The organism is Nocardia sp. Tas62D01, assembly GCF_055232035.1.
The window spans coordinates 2,973,752-2,994,343 of record NZ_JBUYUZ010000001.1; the positions used below are offsets into that span (position 1 = coordinate 2,973,752).

General features: G+C 66.3%; 20 protein-coding genes. 8 read left to right on the plus strand and 12 right to left on the minus strand.

Going from position 1 to position 20,592, the window contains the following annotated elements; translation table 11 throughout:
- Nucleotides 1-24 precede the first annotated feature (24 nt).
- Complete coding sequence (gene fbaA / locus ACV7NQ_RS14655; RefSeq protein WP_463360162.1) at nt 25-1,059, minus strand: class II fructose-bisphosphate aldolase; 1,035 nt, start codon at nt 1,057-1,059, stop codon at nt 25-27.
- Between the two features lie 326 nt (nt 1,060-1,385).
- On the opposite strand from fbaA, the gene ACV7NQ_RS14660 reads away from it, so the two are divergent.
- Together ACV7NQ_RS14660 and ACV7NQ_RS14665 are read left to right on the plus strand one after the other, a co-directional pair.
- Nucleotides 1,386-2,036: a DedA family protein gene (locus ACV7NQ_RS14660; RefSeq protein WP_463365667.1), complete on the plus strand. Its 651-nt coding sequence runs from the start codon at nt 1,386-1,388 to the stop codon at nt 2,034-2,036.
- 19 nt (nt 2,037-2,055) lie between these two features.
- A complete protein-coding gene (locus tag ACV7NQ_RS14665) occupies nt 2,056-2,739 on the plus strand; it encodes a DedA family protein (RefSeq protein WP_463360163.1) in 684 nt (227 codons plus the stop codon).
- A 12-nt stretch (nt 2,740-2,751) separates the two neighbouring features.
- On the opposite strand, the gene ACV7NQ_RS14670 is transcribed toward ACV7NQ_RS14665, so the two are convergent.
- Nucleotides 2,752-3,840 carry a glycoside hydrolase family 76 protein gene (locus ACV7NQ_RS14670; protein ID WP_463360164.1) on the minus strand — a complete coding sequence of 363 codons (1,089 nt, stop codon included), beginning with the start codon at nt 3,838-3,840 and terminating at the stop codon, nt 2,752-2,754.
- A 143-nt stretch (nt 3,841-3,983) separates the two neighbouring features.
- Nucleotides 3,984-4,658, minus strand: coding sequence for a TrmH family RNA methyltransferase (locus ACV7NQ_RS14675; RefSeq protein ID WP_463360165.1), 675 nt, complete (start codon nt 4,656-4,658; stop codon nt 3,984-3,986).
- A 142-nt stretch (nt 4,659-4,800) separates the two neighbouring features.
- On the opposite strand from ACV7NQ_RS14675, the gene ACV7NQ_RS14680 reads away from it, so the two are divergent.
- Together ACV7NQ_RS14680 and ACV7NQ_RS14685 are read left to right on the plus strand one after the other, a co-directional pair.
- Entirely contained in the window at nt 4,801-4,926 is a 126-nt protein-coding gene (locus ACV7NQ_RS14680) for a hypothetical protein (RefSeq protein WP_463360166.1), read from the plus strand.
- 100 nt (nt 4,927-5,026) lie between these two features.
- Nucleotides 5,027-5,473 (plus strand): hypothetical protein, encoded by a 447-nt coding sequence (locus ACV7NQ_RS14685; RefSeq protein ID WP_463360167.1) that lies wholly within the window; start codon nt 5,027-5,029, stop codon nt 5,471-5,473.
- 93 nt (nt 5,474-5,566) lie between these two features.
- Here the strand turns inward: ACV7NQ_RS14685 and ACV7NQ_RS14690 are convergent, their stop codons facing one another.
- The 6 genes from ACV7NQ_RS14690 to clpB form a co-directional block, all read right to left on the minus strand.
- A complete protein-coding gene (locus tag ACV7NQ_RS14690; protein WP_463360168.1) occupies nt 5,567-6,625 on the minus strand; it encodes a beta-ketoacyl-ACP synthase 3 in 1,059 nt (352 codons plus the stop codon).
- 134 nt (nt 6,626-6,759) lie between these two features.
- Entirely contained in the window at nt 6,760-7,311 is a 552-nt protein-coding gene (gene pyrE / locus ACV7NQ_RS14695) for an orotate phosphoribosyltransferase (protein WP_463360169.1), read from the minus strand.
- 2 nt (nt 7,312-7,313) lie between these two features.
- On the minus strand, nt 7,314-8,126 hold the full coding sequence (locus ACV7NQ_RS14700; protein WP_463360170.1) for an SDR family NAD(P)-dependent oxidoreductase: 813 nt from the start codon (nt 8,124-8,126) through the stop codon (nt 7,314-7,316).
- 55 nt (nt 8,127-8,181) lie between these two features.
- Nucleotides 8,182-9,309, minus strand: coding sequence for a hypothetical protein (locus ACV7NQ_RS14705; RefSeq protein WP_463360171.1), 1,128 nt, complete (start codon nt 9,307-9,309; stop codon nt 8,182-8,184).
- A 68-nt stretch (nt 9,310-9,377) separates the two neighbouring features.
- A complete protein-coding gene (locus tag ACV7NQ_RS14710; protein ID WP_463360172.1) occupies nt 9,378-10,226 on the minus strand; it encodes a DUF5666 domain-containing protein in 849 nt (282 codons plus the stop codon).
- Nucleotides 10,227-10,297: 71 nt separating this feature from the next.
- Complete coding sequence (clpB, locus tag ACV7NQ_RS14715) at nt 10,298-12,853, minus strand: ATP-dependent chaperone ClpB (protein ID WP_463360173.1); 2,556 nt, start codon at nt 12,851-12,853, stop codon at nt 10,298-10,300.
- Nucleotides 12,854-13,196: 343 nt separating this feature from the next.
- On the opposite strand from clpB, the gene ACV7NQ_RS14720 reads away from it, so the two are divergent.
- From ACV7NQ_RS14720 to ACV7NQ_RS14735, 4 genes are all read left to right on the plus strand, one after another.
- Nucleotides 13,197-14,132, plus strand: a complete 936-nt coding sequence (locus ACV7NQ_RS14720) for an NADP-dependent oxidoreductase (RefSeq protein ID WP_463360174.1) — start codon at nt 13,197-13,199, stop codon at nt 14,130-14,132.
- A 49-nt stretch (nt 14,133-14,181) separates the two neighbouring features.
- A complete protein-coding gene (locus ACV7NQ_RS14725; RefSeq protein WP_463360175.1) occupies nt 14,182-15,066 on the plus strand; it encodes an LLM class flavin-dependent oxidoreductase in 885 nt (294 codons plus the stop codon).
- Nucleotides 15,067-15,255: 189 nt separating this feature from the next.
- Complete coding sequence (locus ACV7NQ_RS14730; protein ID WP_463360176.1) at nt 15,256-16,413, plus strand: FAD-binding oxidoreductase; 1,158 nt, start codon at nt 15,256-15,258, stop codon at nt 16,411-16,413.
- A 13-nt stretch (nt 16,414-16,426) separates the two neighbouring features.
- Nucleotides 16,427-17,200, plus strand: a complete 774-nt coding sequence (locus tag ACV7NQ_RS14735; protein WP_463360177.1) for an FAD-binding oxidoreductase — start codon at nt 16,427-16,429, stop codon at nt 17,198-17,200.
- A gap of 92 nt (nt 17,201-17,292) precedes the next feature.
- Here ACV7NQ_RS14735 and ACV7NQ_RS14740 read toward each other — a convergent pair whose 3' ends face one another.
- The 3 genes from ACV7NQ_RS14740 to dnaJ form a co-directional block, all read right to left on the minus strand.
- Complete coding sequence (locus tag ACV7NQ_RS14740; protein ID WP_463360178.1) at nt 17,293-18,462, minus strand: FAD-binding oxidoreductase; 1,170 nt, start codon at nt 18,460-18,462, stop codon at nt 17,293-17,295.
- A gap of 531 nt (nt 18,463-18,993) precedes the next feature.
- A complete protein-coding gene (locus ACV7NQ_RS14745) occupies nt 18,994-19,377 on the minus strand; it encodes a heat shock protein transcriptional repressor HspR (protein WP_463360179.1) in 384 nt (127 codons plus the stop codon).
- Nucleotides 19,378-19,421: 44 nt separating this feature from the next.
- Entirely contained in the window at nt 19,422-20,588 is a 1,167-nt protein-coding gene (dnaJ, locus tag ACV7NQ_RS14750; protein WP_463360180.1) for a molecular chaperone DnaJ, read from the minus strand.
- Nucleotides 20,589-20,592 lie beyond the last annotated feature (4 nt).

Consider the following 20,592-nt stretch of genomic DNA (forward strand, 5'->3'; position numbering starts at 1 on the left):
GAGCCCCCCCGGGGGTTGAAAGGGTCAGGCGCTGATCGACCGTCCCGCCGACTTCAGATCATTGCACGCCTCGAGGACACGCGCCGCCATGGCGGTCTCGGCCTTCTTCAGGTAGCTGCGCGGGTCGTACACCTTCTTGTTGCCGACCTCGCCGTCGATCTTCAGCACACCGTCGTAGTTGCTGAACATATGACCAGCGATCGGGCGGGTGAACGCGTACTGGGTGTCGGTGTCGACGTTCATCTTGACCACGCCGAACCGCAGTGCATCGTCGATCTCCGACTTCAGCGAGCCCGAACCGCCGTGGAAGACGAAATCGAAGGGCTGCGCGTCGGGGCCGAGGCCCAGCTTGGCGGCCGCGACCCGCTGCCCCTCGGCCAGCACCTCGGGCTTGAGCACCACGTTGCCAGGCTTGTACACTCCGTGCACGTTGCCGAAGGTCGCCGCGAGCAGGTACTTGCCGTTTTCACCCGCGCCGAGCGCGTCGATGGTCTTCTGGAAGTCCTCGGGCGAGGTGTAGAGCTTCTCGTTTATCTCGGCCTCGACGCCGTCCTCTTCACCGCCGACGACGCCGATCTCCACCTCGAGAATGATGTTCGCCTGGGCGCATGCCTTGAGCAGCTCCTTGGCGATCTCCAGGTTCTCGTCGATCGGGATCGCCGAGCCGTCCCACATGTGCGACTGGAACAGTGGGTTCTGCCCGGACTTCACCCGCTCCTGGGAGAAGGCGATCAGCGGGCGCACGAAGCTGTCCAGCTTGTCCTTGGGGCAGTGGTCGGTGTGCAGCGCGATGGTCACGTCGTAGCGCGCGGCGATCACGTGCGCGAACTCGGCCAGCGCGACCGCGCCGACGACCATGTCCTTCACACCCTGGCCGGAGGCGAATTCCGCGCCGCCGGTGGAGAACTGGATGATGCCGTCACTACCCGCGTCGGCGAAGCCCTTGATGGCCGCGTTGACAGTCTCCGAGGAGGTGCAGTTGATGGCCGGGAAGGCAAAGGAGTTCGCTTTGGCCCGACCGAGCATCTCGGCGTAGACCTCCGGAGTCGCGATGGGCACTGTGAAGACCTCCGTGTTTGTGCGGCAATAGACAATTCTGTCAAGCCATAGAGTAGGCCAGCGGCGTTGCCCCTGATATCAGGGGACCAGCCCGAACGAGCAGATCGCCCGGTCGCGCGCACAGAAGTTTCCCGTTCGGCAAGGGGTTTCTCGGCAGAACCCGGTACTGTTGGCCGCGTAATTGCGCTGGCAGCTCCCAACACGGTGGCAAGCCCCCTCGAGACACGAGCAAGTAGGCCAGCCGTACCCAGACAGGAGGCCGCGTGGTTCTGCTCGCAGCGACAGAATCGGTAAGCAATGTTGCGCTGACCCAGCTGTTGGATCCGATGCACCTGCTCACCGAGACGTGGCTGAAGAACGCGGTGCTTCCAGCAATCCTGGTCATCGTCTTCATCGAAACCGGTCTGCTGTTCCCGCTCCTGCCCGGCGATTCGTTGCTGTTCACGGGTGGTCTGCTTGCCGCGCAGTCGAATCCTCCGGTGTCGATCTGGGTGGTGGTGCCCGCCGTCGCGATCATCGCCTTCGCGGGTGATCAATCCGGCTACTGGATAGGCCGGGCAATCGGGCCCGCGCTGTTCCAAAAGGAAGACAGCCGGTTCTTCAAGAAGCATTACGTCACGCAGACGCACGCGTTCTTCGAGAAGCACGGACCGAAGACGATCATTCTGGCCCGGTTCGTGCCGATCGTGCGTACCTTCATGCCAGTGCTCGCGGGCGTGTCCAAGATGGATTACCGCAAGTTCGTGGCGTTCGACATCGTCGGCGCCGTGCTGTGGGGCGGCGGCGTCACAGTGCTCGGCTACTTCCTCGGCAATATCGCCTTCATCCGCGACCACGTCGAGGCGATCTTCCTGCTCATCGTCCTGGTTTCGATTCTGCCCGGCATCATCGCCGTGGCGAAGCGACTGCTGAACAGGAACGGGGCTGCCCAGCCGGACGCCGATCTGGCCGCCTCGACGAACGAGCCCACCCTCTGAGCCGGTGTCGTCTGCGCCGTTGCCCCTAGCTGTGGGCAGTTTTGATCCGCTGACCTCGGCGGGCCCCGCGCTCATCTGGACGCTGGTGTTGGTCTTCGTCTTCATCGAGTGCGCCGTGATCATCGGGCTGTTCCTGCCCGGCGACTCGATGCTGATCACCGCGGGCATCATGATGGCCGGGCACGCCTCCGGCGAGACCCAGGTGTGGGCGCTGTCGGTGGGCACGATGATCGCCGCCATCGCCGGTAACCAGGTCGGCTATGCCATCGGCCGTCGCACCGGCCACCACCTGGTAGCCCGCAAGAACGGCAGATATATCAACACCCGCAATCTGCAACGGGTCACCGAGCTGTTGCACAAACACGGATTTCTCGCGGTGCTCATCGCCCGCTGGATTCCGTGGGTCCGCACGCTGTGCCCGATGGTCGCGGGCGCGGCCAGGATGGATCACCGCAAGTACACCCTGGCCAGCACGATCGGCGCGATCATCTGGGCGCCGGTGCTGCTGCTCATCGGCTACTACGCGGGCAGCTTCATGGAGCGGGTGCCGCGGCTGATGCCCGGGGTGATCAGCACGCTGGTGGTCGGACTCATCGTCGGCACGGTGCTGGGGATCCGGCACTACCGGCAGGAAATGCGCAAGCCCGCCGAGGATTTCGATCTCGAATCCGCGCCGGCAGGGATGCTCGAAGCCGAGGGCTGATCGCCGCGCGAGCTACAGCCCGGCGGCGCTGACCTGGTAGGCCGCCTCCATCAACAGCCAGCCCGACAGCTGCACCGACATATCGCGCTCCGGTACATGCGACGAGGTCACCGAACCGCCCGGGGTGAAATGCCCGGCGCCCGACCGGCCGCCGGGCAACCGCGCGGGTTTGCTCCAGTCGTGGCCGAACAGCGGCTCGCCCTCCACCTCCAGCCGGTTCGCCCACGCGACGGCGGCCGACTCGCGCACGATCTCGGCCGCACAGCGCCGGTCGGCCACCTGCTGGCGGTCCTCACCGGGCAGCATCACCGCGACCACCGCGAGGTATCGGGCCAGGATTCCGTTGAACAATCCGCCGTCACCGCCGCCGCCGCCGTTGATCACGCCGCGGGTGGTCATGTGTTCCTCCACCACGGCGAGCAACCGATGCACCCGCTCGATGTGCCGTGGCTCGCCGGTGTGCACCGCCAGCTCGGCTTCCAGGCCGAGCACCACACCCTGGCAGTAGCTGAACACCGGTCGTTCGATCTCACCGGAGGGCAAGTGGATGCCGTCGAGGATCAGGCCGGTCTCCGGATCGCGCATCGTCTCGTCGATCCAGTCGGCCATCTCCTGGGCACGGGCATGCCGTCCGAGCCGGGCCAGCGCGATCGCGGCAGGTCCGTTTGCCGGTGCGTTGAAGTAGTCCGATTGCTTGCGCCACGGAATTCCGCCGCCGCGCTCCGGATCCCATGCCTCATACAGCTGCTTCTCCAACGCGACCAGCGCGCCGCGCGCCTCGGTGATGTCCTGGGTTCGCTCGGCGCGTTCCAAAGCGATGGCGAGCCAGGCCATGTCGTCGTAGTAGTTGTTGGTCCAGCCGGTGATGTTGCGGATGCGGTGTGCGCGCGTGATCGTGCCGATGCGCTTGCGCCGCACCGGGGTCGGCACCCGGTTGGCGGCGTCGGTCGCGCAGTCGATCAGATGCGCCTGCCACCAGTAATGCCAGGACGCGAAGCCGCGCTCGCGCCGGGTGGCCGGCCAACCGACCACGCCCAATTCCGTTCCCGGACAAGCCCACAACGCCCGCAGGTGGCGGGAGACGATCGCGGACTCCGCCATGTCGGCCCGCTCCGACCACAATGCCGGCGTCGCTGCGGAGTTGGCACCCGCTCTATCCCCACCCGTGTTCCGCCCTGTTTGCGGGCTCCGCGAGGTCATAGCTCAATGGTGCCAGTTTGATCCGGATTTGCGTGCATGAATTGTTACCAGGCCGTGGTCAAATCGGCATGTTGGCCGATCCACGCATGCATGGCGATCCCCGCCGCTACGCCCGCGTTGATGCTGCGCGTCGAACCGAACTGGGCGATCGAGACCGTCATGGCCGCCGCGTCCTTCGCATGCTCGGTGACCCCGGGTCCTTCCTGCCCGAACAGCAGCAGGCAGCGGCGCGGCAGCACAACGGTTTCCAGCGGCACCGAACCCGGGGTGTTGTCCACCGCGACCACGGTGAGATCCGCCCGCGCGGCGAAGGCAAGCAGCTCGGCGATATCGGCGTGATGCTCGATGTGCTGATAGCGGTCGGTGACCATGGCGCCGCGCCGATTCCACCGCCGCCTGCCCACGATATGCACGGCGGCCGCGGCGAAGGCGTTCGCGGTGCGCACCACGGTGCCGATATTCGCGTCGTGCCCGAAGTTTTCGATGGCCACGTGGAAGGGATGCCTGCGCCGATCGATGTCGGCGATGATGGCCTCACGCGTCCAATAGCGGTAGGCGTCGACCACATTGCGACGGTCGCCGCCGGCGAGCAACTCGGGGTCGAGCCGCGGATCGTCCGGCGGCGGTTCGCCGTGCTCCTGTGCCCATGGGCCGACACCGTGCGGATGCTCGCCCCACTCGGTGGGCCCGGGCAGATCCAGCTCCGAGGTGTCATTCACCCAGCAATGCTAATTCCGGCCGTCTCGCTAGTACGTGGAGGAGGTATTGCTCCCGATCACGCCGAGCACGATGACGACAACGAAGAACAGGATGCCGAGGATGATCAGCGCCGAGCTGATGATGCCGCACACGTAGCCGATCATGACGTTGCTGCGCCCGCCGATGGCCCCGCCCGACGCGTCGATCTCGTTGAGCGCCTTCTTGCCGCGACCGCCGTCGGATACCCATCACCGCCGCGTTCTCGCGCTGCTGCTATTGAAAGGCTGAGCAGTCGGACCGTCGATGCGCGGGTCCGGTCAAGAAGCCTTCACACCGGCGTCCGCCGATCTATCCTGAATAGAGCAGGTCAGTCGCGGTGGAGGCTGGTATGAACCACGCACGGGTCTTCCGCACGGTGCTCGGAGTGACGGCCGGGTACCTGATACTGCTCGCGCTGTGGCTGGGGTGGCTGCTGCCGCACACACCGCCGGGAACGGAGCCGTATCAAGTCATCGCCCTCGTCGGCCTGTTCGGCTCGTGCGTCGGCATCGGGATGATGCTGGCCGTGCGGCCATCGCGGGAGGACCGGCGGCTGTGGCGGCACGGACTGGAGGGCTGGGCAACGATCGAGGGCGCGCATCCGCTGCGGCCAACCGATCATCACACCGAGCTCACCGAGTTCGATCTGGAACTCACCGTGCCGGGATCCCAAAGTTACCGGGGCACCATCGTTTTCGACGTGACACCGGCCGACAAACCGCGGCTCGCGGTCGGCGGGACCATCTCGATCCGAGTCGATCCGAGCAACCGCGACCGCATCATCCTGGTGCTATAACTCATTCCGATACTGCGACAGGAACTTCGCGTGCACTCTCGGATCCACGAGCAGGTATTGCGCCGCGGAACCCGGCCCGAAACGGCCGCATTGTCAAAAGCTCGGCTCGGTGGGCGCGGGCGGCAGCGTGACCACCTGACCGGCATAGCTCAGGCCCGCACCGAACCCGAGCAGCAGGGACGTTTGACCACCCTTGGCCTTGCCGGTCACCAGCATCTCTTCCATCGCCAGCGGAATCGACGCGGCGGAGGTGTTGCCGCTGTTCTCGATGTCGTTGGCCACCGGGATATCGTCGGCGAGCCCGAGATTCTTCTTCATCAGTTCGTTGATGCGGGCGTTGGCCTGGTGCGGAATGAACACCTCGATCTCCTCCTTGGCCACCCCGGATATCTCCAGCGCGGCGGACAGCGCGCGCGGCAAAGTGACCGCCGCCCAACGGAATACCCGCGGGCCCTCCATCCGCAGCGACATCCGGCCGATCGGATCGACGGCCGGGTCGGTGCCCTGCATCGCCTGCGCGCGCTGCATGTACTCGAGGAAGTCGACATCCTGTGCGATCGCGGACGCGTTCTCGCCGTCGCTGCCCCATACCGTCGGGGAGATGCCGTTCTCCTCGCTGGGCCCGACCACCACCGCGCCCGCGCCATCGCCGAAGATCATCGCGGTGCCGCGGTCGGTCGGATCCAATCCGACGGTCATCGTCTCGGCGCCGATCAGCAGCACGTATTCGGCGGAACCGGCGCGGACCAGGTCCGCCGCGACACCGAGGCCGTAACCGAAACCGCCACATCCGGACGTCAGGTCGAAGGCCGCGATGCCGTTCATCCCCAGGTCGTTGGCGACCTTGGGGGCGCCGTGCGGGGTCAGCGTCAGCCAGCTCGAGGTGGCCAGTATCAACGTGCCGATCTTCGACCGGTCGATGCCGCTGTTGACGATCGCGCGTTCGCCCGCCGCCGCCGCTATCGACTGCAGCGTCTCGTCACCGCTGATCCACCGGCGGTTGCGGACGCCGGTGCGCTCGTAGATCCACTCGGGGGTGGAGTCGAGGACCTCGCACACCTCTTCATTACTGACCCGCCGTTGGGGACGATAGGCACCGATCCCGAGCATCGCAACGTTGTCACGACTCTTGTTGACTGCAATGCTCACCACAGGTAATTCACACGACCCTTCACTGTCTCCGACCCGCCTCGTATGCAGTCCACATCGGGTCGCGCCGCCACCTCGTTTCGCCTCGCCCGCAGCCCCTTCTGAAGTCCGGACCCGACCCGGGCCCGGAACGCAGCTCAACCGAGGGCCAAATCCTTCAGCCCCAGGATGGACCGGTACTCCAGTCCCACGGCGGCGATGACCTGGTCGGCCCCGGTCTCCCGGTCGACGACCGTCGCGACCCCGACCACGGTGGCACCGGCATCGCGCAGCGCACGTACGGCGGTGACGGGCGAATTTCCGGTGGTGGTGGTGTCCTCCACCACGAGCACCCGCTTGCCGACGATGTCCGGGCCCTCGATCTGGCGCTGCATGCCGTGCGTCTTGGCGGCCTTGCGCACCACGAATGCATCGATGGGACGGCCCGGCGCGTGCATCACGGCCAGCGCGACCGGGTCCGCGCCCATGGTCAGGCCGCCGACGGCGTCGAAGTCCCAGTCGGCGACAAGTTCGCGCAGCAGCTTGCCCATCAGCGGTCCGGCGCCGTGATGCAGCGTGGCCCGACGCAGGTCGACGTAGTAGTCGGCCTCCTTGCCCGAGGACAAGGTCACTCTGCCGTGCACGACCGCCAGCTCACGCACGAGCGCGACCAGTCTGTCTCGGTCGTTGGTAATCACCTGGTCGATCATCTCTATGTCCTTCCGCGTGCGTTGAACAAGCCGCGATTCAGTCGGGCCGCCAGGGTTCGCGGGATCATTCCGGCGACGGTGGTGAGCGCTTTGTACTGCACACCGGGCACGCTGAGCACCCGGTCCTTCCGCAAATCACTCAGCGAACCGGCGACAACCTGATCGACACTCAGCCACAACGGTTTCGGCAGCGAAGACATCTCGATGCCTGCTCGCTCATGGAATTCGGTGCGGACGAACCCCGGGCACAAAGCCTGGATCCGGACACCGGTTCCGGCCAGTCCGCCCGCCAACCCTTCCGAGAAGGATACGACGTAGGACTTGGACGCCGAATACGTCGAGCCACGTCCGGGGATCAGACCCGCGACGCTGGCCACATTGACGATCGACCCCTTGGCCGCGGCGATCATCGACGGCAGCGCCGCGCGAGTGAGCTGCAGCACCGAGGTGACATTGACATCCAGCTGCGCCTGTAGCTGCTCGGGTTCCAGCGTCCAGAACTCCCCGGAATGCGCGAAACCAGCGTTGTTGACCAGGAATTCGACACCATCGGCGGCCCGGGCGGCGACCCGATCCCGATCCGCTGCGTTCGCCAGATCGGCGACGAGCACCTCCGAGCGGGTGGCGTACTTGCGCTCCAGCTCGGCCGCGAGCTCGGTGAGGCGGGCTTCGTCGCGGGCGACGAGCACCAGGTCGTAACCGAGTAAGGCGAGCCGGTTGGCATAGCCGTGACCGATGCCGGAGGTGGGTCCGGTGATCAGCGCGACGGGCCGGGTCGCGCCGGGCAGGCGCGCGGAAATAGAACTATCGCTCATAGCTGCGCAATCCAGTTCGTCGAACAGTTGGTCAGGGCCGCAGTGGCGCAACCGCTCACTGCGGCACAGGTCCCTGATACGGACGGAATCCCGGGTGGAACGGACCACCGGGTTGCTCCGGTGTGTCAGCGATCGGCGGCCAGTTGTCGTCCGGCTCGGAGGTGACATGCGGTTGCTGTTCGCGGCGATCCTTCTTCGGCCGGTCGTCGTCGGAGTCGTCGCTCGACTCGCGCCACTCGTCGTCCGGCGCCCGGCGATCCTCCCGCGGGCGCGAACGAGAATCGGGCACTACCGCGAGCGACGGGCGACGTGGCGGTTCCTGGGCGGTCGAGACCATCGGGGCGCGCGGCTCGGGTTCCTCGTCGAGCTGCGGTTCCTCGTATTCCGACGCGTCATAGGCCGAGTCCTCGAAGGCAGGGCCGTCATAGATGCCGGCGGTCTTGCGCATGGTCGGTGACGCGACCCGGGAACCGCCGATCGGAGCTTCCGGCTCGTCGGGCTCGCTCTGCCTGGTCCGCGTCCGCGGATGCGGGCGGCCGGGATTATGGTCCCCGGCGTCCATGCCGAGGACATCGCTGACCGGCGGCAGCACATGCAGCAGACCGGAAAGCCGCAGCACCGCGTCGATGGCGGTCTCCCAATCGCGGGCGACGGTCCCGACATTCAGCATGCCGAGTGTCCAGTTGCCCTCGCTCCACAGCATCTGCACGGTATCGGGCAGGGTCTCGATGAAGGCAACCATCCGCTGATCGACGGCGTGCCTGGCGATCTCCGGGTTGGTCGCGAACACCACCCGGTCACCGATCGCACCGAGCAGTTCCAGGTCAGCGTCCTTGGGCGGGGATGCCGTCTTCAGGCGCATGTCGACGTCGATATCCGAGCCGATCTGCCTGCGCACCGAGACCAGCGTCGCCGCGTCCTCCAGATCGAAGAGCACGAACTTCTCGCCCTTGCGGATCCCGGACACCACGTCTACCGCCGATAGGTAGCCGAGCTTGGCCAACGCACCCCGGCGCCAGGTCGACGCGAGCGCCGGTTCCACCGACACGTACGTGTATCCCTGGGATTTCGCCCAGACCTGGCGCGCGTGACCGGTCCGCCGTCGCTGGACCCGATCGAAATAGAGAAGCACGATCGCACCAACCAGCGCGATCGCCGCCAACCCGAACCACATAGCCGTCATCGCTGCCTAGCCTATCCAGCCGACAGACCGATTGCCTGTCACCGGCAGCCTGTGGCTAATCGGGTCGCTCATCTCGGGCCTCCGGGCAGCGAGGTGCTGATAATGATTTTGGCGTGGATGGAACCGTCCGGGGCCTTATCTCCCTGGATGACGACCATATCCCCGACCGGCAGATCGGCGGCCTTGACCGCGGACAGCGAGATCACCTGGGTGCTGTCGTCGGTGTGCACGGTGACCGGGCCACCCGACAGCGCGGTGAGGGTCAGGGTGCCGCCGTTGTTGGCGCTGATGGTGCCCATGGTCGCACCGAGGGTGTCGCTGCCGCCGAGACCCGGAATGCCCGGGAGGGTGGCCGTGGACTGACCCGACTTCGGTGTGCCGGTCATCCGGGCCGGGGGCGGCAGCGTCAGCGTCGCACTGCTTTCCGCGCTCGTCGACGACGAATCCTTGCTGCCGAGCATCAGTCCGGCGGCCACACCGACCACCGCGATCAGCGCGACGACCCCGATGCCGAGCGCGATCCACAGCCCGATGTTGCGCTCGGGTGGTTGCGGCGGTAGATCCGGCGGCATGGGCGGACCCGGCGGGACAACGCCACCGTGGCCCGGCATGGCACCGGGCATCTGCACGGTCGGATCCGCCCACTGCTCGCCGTAGGCGCTCTCGCCCCACTGCTCGCCGTAGGCGCTCTCGCCCCACTGGTTGTCGTAGGGCGGGAACTCGCGGGTGGCATTCACCGGCGGCGGCGTCCAGGGCTCGAACTGTTCGGTCGACGGATATACCTCGCCGCCCTTGCCATATGCCTCGTCGTACTCCGTGGTGTGCGTCGGTTCGTAACCGGACTTACCCGGAAAACCCAGGTGTTCGGTCGGCGCATCCTCCGGCCGCTGTCCCCACGGATCGTTCGGGTTGGTCATGGCGTCCAGGGTAAGCTCTGCGGCTTGCTGAGGCAGTCAGCTTCACCGTTGCCCACCCTGGACGACCAGGCTCACTTCCCGACGATGAGGCTCTCACCGTTCGGCGTGACGTTCACCTTCACCGTGTCACCGTCGGTGATCTCACCGGCCAGCAGTTCCTTGGCAAGTGTGTCGCCGATGGACTGCTGGATCAGCCTGCGCAGCGGTCGCGCACCGTAGACCGGGTCGTAACCGCGCACCGCCAACCAGAATCGGGCCGAATCGCTGACGTCCAGCTTCAGCCTGCGCTGCGAGAGCCGCTTCTGTAGCTGCTCGAGCTGGATGTCCACGATCGATTCCAACTGCTCCTCGTCGAGCGAGTGGAACATGACCACGTCGTCGAGCCGGTTGAGGAACTCCGGCTTGAAGGCCGAGCGCACCGCGTTCATCACCAATTCCCGATCGCCGCCCGCACCGAGGTTCGAGGTGAGGATCAGGATGGCGTTGCGGAAGTCGACCGTGCGGCCCTGGCCGTCGGTCAGGCGACCCTCGTCGAGCACGGCGAGCAGGATATCGAAGACGGCCGGGTGCGCCTTCTCGATCTCGTCGAACAGCACCACCGTGTACGGCCTGCGCCGCACCGCCTCGGTGAGCTGCCCGCCCTGGTCGTAACCGACGTAGCCGGGCGGCGCGCCGACGAGCCGAGCCACGGCGTGCTTCTCGCTGTACTCGCTCATGTCGATCCGGACCATGGCGCGCTCGTCGTCGAACAGGAAGTCAGCCAACGCTTTTGCCAGCTCCGTCTTACCGACACCGGTCGGGCCGACGAACAGGAACGAGCCGGTCGGCCGGTTCGGGTCGGCGACGCCTGCCCGGGCCCGGCGCACCGCGTCGGACACCGCCTGCACCGCCTCGAGCTGGCCGACCACCCGCCTGCCGAGCTCGTCCTCCATGCGCAGCAGCTTCTGGGTTTCGCCCTCCAGCAACCTGCCGACCGGGATGCCGGTCCAAGCCGACACCACCTCGGCGATGTCGTCGGGACCCACTTCCTCCTTGAGCATCACTTCGCCGTCACCGGCCACCGCAGAGGCCTTTTCGGCCTCGGCGAGCTGCTTTTCCCGCGCCGGGATCTTGCCGTAGCGCAGCTCGGCGGCCTTGCCGAGATCGCCGTCGCGCTCGGCGCGCTCGGACTCACCGCGCAGCGACTCCAGTTCCTCCTTGAGGGCCCGGACCTTGTCGATCGCGCTTTTCTCGTTCTGCCAGCGGGTCATCAGCTGGTTGAGCTTCTCGCGATCGTCGGCGAGTTCCTGCCGCAGCTTCTCCAGGCGCGCCTTGGAAGCCTCGTCGGTTTCCTTGCTCAGCGCGACTTCCTCGATCTCGAGCCGTCGCACCGCGCGCTCCACCTCGTCGATTTCGACTGGGCGCGAATCGATTTCCATGCGCAACCGCGAGGCCGACTCGTCGACCAGATCGATCGCCTTGTCCGGCAGGAACCGGGAGGTGATGTATCGGTCGCTGAGCGTGGCTGCGGCGACCAGCGCGGAGTCAGTGATACGCACGCCGTGGTGCACCTCGTAGCGCTCCTTGATGCCACGCAGGATGCCGATGGTGTCCTCCACCGACGGCTCGCCGACCAGCACCTGCTGGAAACGACGCTCCAGCGCGGCGTCCTTCTCGATGAACTTGCGGTACTCCTCCAGCGTGGTCGCGCCGACCAGGCGCAGCTCGCCGCGGGCAAGCATGGGCTTGATCATGTTGCCCGCGTCCATCGCGGATTCGCCGGTGGCGCCGGCGCCGACGATGGTGTGCAGCTCATCGATGAACGTGATGATCTGTCCCGCACTATTTTTGATGTCCTCGAGCACGGCCTTGAGCCGCTCCTCGAACTCACCGCGATACTTCGCGCCGGCGACCATCGCGCCGAGGTCGAGCGAGATGACGGACTTGCCGCGCAACGATTCCGGCACGTCACCGGCGATGATGCGCTGGGCGAGGCCCTCGACGATCGCGGTCTTGCCGACGCCGGGTTCGCCGATGAGCACCGGGTTGTTCTTGGTGCGGCGGCTCAAAACCTGGACGACTCGGCGAATTTCGGTGTCGCGGCCGATGACCGGGTCGAGCTTGCCCGATCGAGCCAGCTCGGTGAGGTCGGTGGAGTACTTCTCCAGCGCCTGGTAGCTGCCCTCGGGGTCCGGGCTGGTGACGCGGGCGCTGCCACGCACCGTGGTGAACGCCTCGCGCAACGCGTCGGCAGTGGCGCCGTACTTCTTCAGCAGCATCGTCACGTCCGAGTCGCCATCGGCCAGGCCGACAAGCACGTGCTCGGTGGAGACATACTCGTCGCCCAATTCGGTGGCCAGGTGCTGCGCGGCAGTGATCGCGGCCAGCGCCTCGCGGCCGAGCTGCGGGGTGGTGGTGGCGCCGGATGCCCGCGGCAGCCGGTCGACGATGTCCTGAGCCTCGCGTCGAACCGTCGCCGGGTCTACGCCGACGGCCTTGAGCAGGGGGGCGGCGATGCCATCGGTTTGATCCAATAACGCCACCAGCAAGTGCGCCGGACGAATCTCCGGATTGCCTGCGGCGGACGCCGCTTGGAGTGCGGCGGTCAGCGCCGCCTGGGTCTTGGTGGTGGGGTTGAACGAGTCCACGGTCACCTTCCTACTAGTCGATTTCCACGGCACCAAGAGCACTTGGTCAGCATGGGGCCGACCGTCGCACTTCACCTGACCCGCGCGGTATCTCGCGCGGCTCGGTGCCGTACCTAACCGTCCAACGCCAGAAAGATTGAGTCTGTTCCGCTCAACTTTGAAATTTTCCCAGCCACTCGACCGTGCGGCCGTCCCCGCTCGACGCCACCGGGCCACGTCCCGACAAACGCTACGCCGAGACACCCTCGAATGCGATGAATCACGACGTCGGTGGTGTATGGATACCTACGACGGCCGTTGCCGTTTGATGCGTCACTCTTCAGCCCGAATCAAGGAGCGAACGATGCGCGCGATCGTGGTACGGAATTTCGGAGCAACACCCGAGTTGGCCGATATGCCGGTGCCCGAACCCGGCGTGGGCGCGGTGCGTGTGCAGCTGGAGGCGGCGGGCGTCAATCCGTTCGACCAGCGCATGGCGACGGGTTTCTTGAACGGCAAGATGCCACACGACTTTCCGATGATTCTCGGCGTGGACGGGGCGGGCACTGTGTCCGCGGTCGGGCCCGGCGTCAGCGGGTTCGCCGTCGGCGATCGTGTGGTCGGCAAGTTCCTGACACCCCCGGCCGGTCACGGCAGCTTCGCCGAGTACGCGGTGCTGCCCGAGAGCGCCATCCTCGCGCGGATCCCGGACGGTGTCCCCACCGTTGCGGCCGCGGCCCTGCCGACCGCGGGCGTCACCGCTCAGGATCTGGTGGATGCCACCAAGATCGAGCCGGGCCAGACGGTGCTGGTGATCGGCGCGACCGGCGGCGTCGGATCGTTTCTCGTACAACTCGCGAACATGGCGGGCGCCAACGTCATTGCCACCGCACGGGGCGACGCCGCCGATCAGATGACCAGGCTCGGCGCGGCCGAGACCGTGGACTACACCAGGAGCCCGGTCGTCGGCCAAGTCGCCGCCGCCCATCCCGACGGCGTCGACGTGCTGTTCGACCTGGTCAGCCCGCCCGAGGCGCTGGCCGAGCTGACCGCGCTGGTGCACGACGGCGGCACCGTCTACTCCATCATCTCCTCCGCCGACGAGCACGCGCTGCACGATCGCGGGATCAAGGGCGGCAATATCGAATCCTCCGGCGGCGCACCGGAATTGAGTCGGCTGCTGCAACGCGTCGCCAAGGGCGACGTGGTCGTTCCGATCGACGCGACCGTCCCGCTTGCCGAGGCCGCCTCGGTCATCGGCGCGGCAGGCGCGCGCGGTAAGACCGTGCTGACGATCTGAGGAATTCCCTGGCCCACCAAGCCAATTGAGCACTCACCGGAGGTGTGTGATGAGCACCCGTCCCGTCGAATTCGGCCTATTCCTCATCCCGGAGGCCGACAACTACCGCCAGCTCACCGAACTGACCGCGTACGCGGAAGCCGCTGGACTCGACCTGATCGGCATCCAGGACCATCCCTACCAGCGACGGTTTCTGGACACCTGGACCCTGCTCACCAGCCTGGCCGTGCGCACCGCACGGCTGACGTTCTTTCCCGATGTCGCGAACCTGCCGCTGCGCAATCCGGCCGTGCTCGCGAAATCGGTTGCCTCCCTGGACATCATCACCGGCGGACGAATCCAGCTCGGACTGGGCGCTGGCGCGTTCTGGGAGGCGATCGCCGCGATGGGCGGGCCGTACCTGAGTAAGGGTGAATCGGTGCAGGCGTTGACCGAGGCGATCGCGGTGATCCGAGCCATGTGGAGCGACGAGCGATCGGTCCGGGTCCCCGGCGCCTTCCACAGTCTGTCCGGCGCGCGTCCGGGGCCCGCCCCGCAACACCAGCCCGGCATCTGGCTCGGCGCGAAGGGACCACGCATGCTGGCGCTCGCCGGGCAGCTCGCCGACGGCTGGCTGCCCTCGGCCGCCTGGGCCCCGCCCGAATTCCTCACCGAGGCGGGCAAGCGGATCGATAACGCCGCCGTGACCGCGGATCGCGACCCGGCGGCGGTGCGCCGGATCTACAACGTGTCCGGCACCATCACCGACAACGGCGTCGACCACGGCTTCCTGGAAGGACCGCCGACGCGCTGGATCGACGACCTGAGCGCACTGCACCGCGACCAGCGCATCGACGCGTTCGTCTTCTGGCCGACCGAGGGCGATCCGGTCGAACAGATCCACCGATACGCCGAGCTGGTCGCCCCGGCGGTACGTGCCAACGTCACCGCTTGATCGCCTGCGACAACGCCTGTGACAGGCCCGCGGCATCAGGTGTTTGCCCACCGATTACCGTTGGCCCGGGTCGTGATGAGCCATACCCACACGACCACGGGATTTTCGGGGATACTTGACCGCGGGGAGACCGCCGGTTACGGGTATGTCCCCGGGCAGAAATTCATCAGGGAAAGGAAGCTCCACGTCGTGGATGCGCGTTCGGCTGCGCTGGTCCGCGCCAACTTCCGTTCGGTGATCGAGTCACCGAACGGACCCGAGCGGTTGATCAGTGCGTTCTACGGTCACCTGTTCGCGGAGAACCCTCCGTTACGTGAGCTGTTCCCGCCTGCGATGGACATGCAGGCCAAGCGACTGGTCACCGCCATCCAGTACGTGCTCGACCACCTGGAGGACTGGGGGCGGGCGCAGAAGTTCCTCGAGCAGCTCGCGCGCGACCATCGGAAGTACGGCGTGCTGCCTAGGCACTACGACGCCGCGGGTCGGGCGCTGCTCACCGCCTGCCGCGTCTACAACGGCCCCCGGTGGAATCGGGCGCTGGAGGAGGGCTGGCGCGACATCACCATCCTGATCTCCGCGTCCATGGCTATCGGTGCAAATTCCGACAAATCGCGCCCGTTTTGGGAGGCGACCGTGGTCGGCCATCGCCGAGTGCTGGAGGATCTGGCCATCGTGCGGCTGCAATCCGATGCCCCGATCCCATATCAGGCCGGACAGTACGTGCCGATCGCGGTGCCGCAGCGGCCGAAGATGTGGCGGTACCTGTCGCCAGCGATTCCGGCAAACCCCTACGGCGAGATCGAGTTCCATATCCGCAAGATCCGCGGCGGTTGGGTGAGTCCGGCGATCGTCAACGAAACCAGGGTCGGCGACAAATGGATGATCGCCAGCCCGCTCGGCGGCCTGCACGTCGACCGCGACAGCCGCCGCGACGTGCTGTTGATCGGCGCGGGCACCGGCATCGCCCCGCTGCGCGGGCAGCTGATCGAAATGGGGCAGCGAGGCATCAACCCGCGCGTGCACTTCTTCATCGGCGGCCGCTACCCGTGCGACCTGTACGACGTGGAGAACATGTGGCAGCTCTCGCAGAGCAATCCGTGGTTGACCGTCATCCCGGTGTGCGAGCAGAAGACCAACCCGTGGTGGTACTCGCATCCGCCCGCCGACGCGCCCTACGGCATGCACCGGACGTTGATCGGTAATCTCGGTGCGGTGGTCGCCAGCTTCGGCGCGTGGGCGGACCGGCAGATTCAGATCGCCGGATCGGCGCGGATGATCGCCGACACCCGCCGGGCGCTGATCGCGGTCGGCACCCCGGAGTGGATTATCAGCTCCGACCCTGTGTGATGAGGAGGCCCCCTTGGGGGAAAACGGCGCTGGGCCCGAAACCCGCACGCCCGAATGGAAATCGACCGTCGTCGGCCACCATCGACTGCGTCACGACCTCGCCGTGATCCGGCTGATCGGCGAGTTCGTCCCGTTCACCGCGGGCCAGTCCGTCGAGGTCCGGGTGCCGCAGCAGCCGGGTGTGCGGCGTCGGCTCTCCCCCGCCCTGCCGCCCTCGCTGGACGGCAAACTGGAATTCCACGTCCGAACCGTCCCCGGCGGCTGGTGCAGCGGCGCCATCGTCGCAGACACCACGGCGGGCGACGAATGGCAGATCAGCGCGCCGCTCGGTGCTTTTGCCGTCGACCCCGACGGTCCCGAGGTGGTGATGGTCGCGGGCGGCACCGGCCTGGCCCCGCTGCGCGCACAGATCCTCGACCTCGCCAGGCACGAGGACCCGCCGCCCACCTACCTGTTCATCGGCGGCCGCTCGCCCCGCGACCTGTACGCCGCCGACATGCTCTACCTGCTGGCAGGCGAATTGCCCTGGCTCACCGTGGTGCCCGTGGTAGAAAGTCCGGATGACTCAGGCTGGGTTGATGATTGGTACGAACAATCCCGAGTAGACATCGGCTTCCCCGAGGACGACATGCTCCACGGCACCCTCGCCGAGGTCGTAGGCTCACACGGCGCATTCACCAATCACCAAGTGCTGGTATGCGGTTCGCCTGCGATGACCCGCGCGACAGTGGATAGACTCATCGAAATCGGCACCCCCGCCGAGCGCATCCAGTTCGAGGGAATCTGAATACCTGCTCGACCATCACGGAGCGAGTCTTACGAGCGACCGTACGCAAGCCCTCGGGGCCGCGAACACGCCGCGCCCGCGCGGCCAATGTCTCAGAACAGCGGGTCGTGCCGAATGTTCTTGGTCTCGGTGCCCGCCGCCATCAGGCGGAACTTGGTGGTCTGCACCACCGATGGCGATCCGGCGATCTGCACGTCGCGGTCGGCCCATAGCCCGAAGCTGGCGACGACCTTGCCGATCTGCCCGGTCATCCGCGGTTCCAAGCCGGGCCAGGTTCGTTCCGGTTCGCCGGATTCGAGGTACCACCAAGGGTTTTCGTCGCTCTCGGTCACCGGGGTGACGGTGAGCCACTTATTGGCCACGGCCAGCGCGCTGAGGGTCTCCAGGTCATACAGGTCGCACGGGTGGTGCCCGCCGACGAACAGGTGCACCCGCGGATTGACGCGCCGCTGTGCCATCGCCATCAGCTGGGCGCGCAGCGGGGCAATGCCGGTGCCGCAACCGATCATCAGCATCTTGCGCCTGGTGTTTCGCGGGATGCCGAGCCCGCCGAGCGGTGAACCGAGCAGCCACTGGTCGCCGATATTCGTATGGCCGATGATGGCCGGACTGACCCAGCCACCCAGCACGCCCCGGATGTGGAATTCGATCTCCCCGTTGGCGTTTGCGGGCGCGGCGGGCGAGAGGTAGCGCCACATCCGCGGCCGGGACGGGATCTGCACGCTGATGTACTGGCCAGCAGCGAACCGCATCGGTTGATCCAGTTGCAATCGCACGACGGCCAGATTGCGCAGCACCTCGCGCCGTTCGACCACGATCCCGGTCCACGCCGGAGGCGTGGTCTCCTTTTCGGCGGCGCCGATCATGGCGTCACTGATGATTGCGAGGCCCTCGTCCCAGGCCCGGTCGACCTCGTCGGTCCACATCTCGGTACCGGCGAATATGCGCATCGCCGACTTCAGCGAGGTGGTCACCGCGACGTAATGCTCGCGCTGCGCACCGTATTTACGATGGTCGCGGCCGAGCTGGGACAGGAACGGTAGCAACTTGTCCGGCTCCTCGAGCCGGTCCAGCACGTAAGAGATGGCTTTGACAAGGCGATCGCGCTGTGCATCCATTGCCGCTGGGAAGAAATCGCGAGCCTGCGGAAAGTCCGTGAATAAGATCGCGTAAAACGAACTAGCCAGTTTGGCTGGGCCGCCCTCCTCCGCAGCAACCGCCTTGAACGTCGTTCTGATCAAAGCGACAGTCCGCGAATCCATTTAGGTCACAACCCCATTTCACACTCGAACACAATCCGAGCCGGCGAGTGAGATGCTGCGGGACACTCGACAGCAGCCGATGCCTCCGAGTGTAGGTGAGGTTTGCCAGCAACGGAATCCTCCCTGAAAACATCATGCTTGTAATTCCGTCGAAACGAGGATCGGAAACACAAAACGCCGACGAAACAGACTGGAAGATCGATTATTTGAGTGAAATCAGTCACATGCTCACCGAATTCGCAAGCCCCGCTTTGCAAGCTTCGTTCCGATCGAACTTTTGGAGCGATCCACCGGCTACCCATGAAATGTTGCTGGTTACCTCGCGCCAGCAACTATTCCGCGCCCCAAACAGCTGGCGAGTGATGAGAATTCGCAGCACAACCCGCCCGCGCACCCTTCGCACCGGAGGTGTCGCGCACCCGCGGTTCCGGCATATAGTCGGCTACCCCTCCGCCGCAACGACATCGGGCCCCGGGCTTCAGTTCAATATCATGAACCGAAACCCGGGGCCCGAGCGTTAGCCAGATGGTGTCAGCGCCGATGCCGGGGCTTCCACACCACCAAAGCGGTACTGCGTTGCGGCGGTGAGAGATCGGGCCGATAGCCCGCGCGCAGCCGCTCCACCTCCGCCGACAATTCGGCGACGTGCTGCTGCAATTCCGCTACCTGGTTGGTGAGTTCGATGATGCGCTTGATGCCAGCCAGGTTGACGCCCTCGTCCTGGGACAGCCGCTGCACCTCGCGCAGCAACTCGACGTCTCTGGCCGAGTAGCGCCGACCGCCACCCGAAGTCCGTTGTGGCGTAACCAGTCCCAGACGGTCATAGGTGCGCAGTGTCTGCGCGTGCATGCCCGCGAGCTGAGCCGCCACCGAGATCATGAAGACCTGAGTCTCGGATCGGGCGCTATTGGGCATCGAGTGCCCAGCCCCACCGGACGCGTTCTTCGGATCACCGGACATCACGCACCTGCCCATCCTGCACGTGGATCGAACCCGCTGGCCTTCTCAGCCTCCGCATAGCGTCGCAGCGCCTCGGTGGCATTGTCGTCCAGCTTTTGCGGCACCGCGACCTTGACGGTGACCAGCAGATCACCGGCGCCGACGGTGGCGCCACGCTTCGGCACGCCGCGACCGCGCACCCTCAGGATGCGGCCGTCCGCGGTGCCCGGTGGCACCTTGACGCCGACGCGCCCTTCCAGCGTGGGCACCGAAACCGTTGTACCCAACACTAATTCACTGTAACTGACCGGAAGCACCAGGGTCAGGTCGTCGCCGTTGCGGCCGAATACCTTGTCCTGGCTGACGTGCACGGTGACATAGAGGTCACCCGAGGGCGCACCACGTAGTCCCGCCTCGCCCTGCCCGGCCAGCCGAATTTTCTGCCCGTCACTGACACCCGGCGGGATCCGCACCGTGATGGTGCGGGTCCGGTTCTGGATGCCACTGCCGCGGCAGTCGACACACGGGTCATCGATGATCGACCCGGTACCGCGGCACTCGTCGCACGGTTCACTGAATCCGAACGCGCCCTGGTTGCGGCTGATGACACCGTTTCCGTTGCAGACCGGGCACACTCGGGGACTGGTCCCCGGCTTGGCACCGCTGCCATGACACGTCGTACACGGCGACGGACTTGTCATCCGCAGTGGAACTGTGACGCCTTGCGCGGCCTCGCGGAAGCCGAGGGTCGTCTCCGTCTCCACATCCGCCCCGCGCCGCGGGCGGCTCGCGGTCCGCGTGCCACCCCGGTTGAACAGCCCACCCAGCAGGTCACCGAGACCACCGTCGCCGGCATTCGCCTGGCCGAAGATGTCACCGATATTGAAGTCCTGGGAGAACCCGCCGCCCGCACCGGGAGTGAACCCGCCGCCGCGACCATATGCACCGCCGGCGAACAGCTTTCGCGTTTCGTCGTACTCTTTGCGCTTGGCCGGATCCGACAGTACGGCATGCGCCTCGCTGACGGTCTTGAACCGCTCCTCGGCCTTGGTGTCACCGGGATTGGCATCCGGGTGCAGGTCACGAGCGAGCTTGCGATACGCCTTCTTGATCTCGTCCTGGGAGGCGCTGGAGGAAACGCCCAGCTCCTTGTAGAAGTCCTTCTCGATCCACTCCCGTTGACTCACTGGG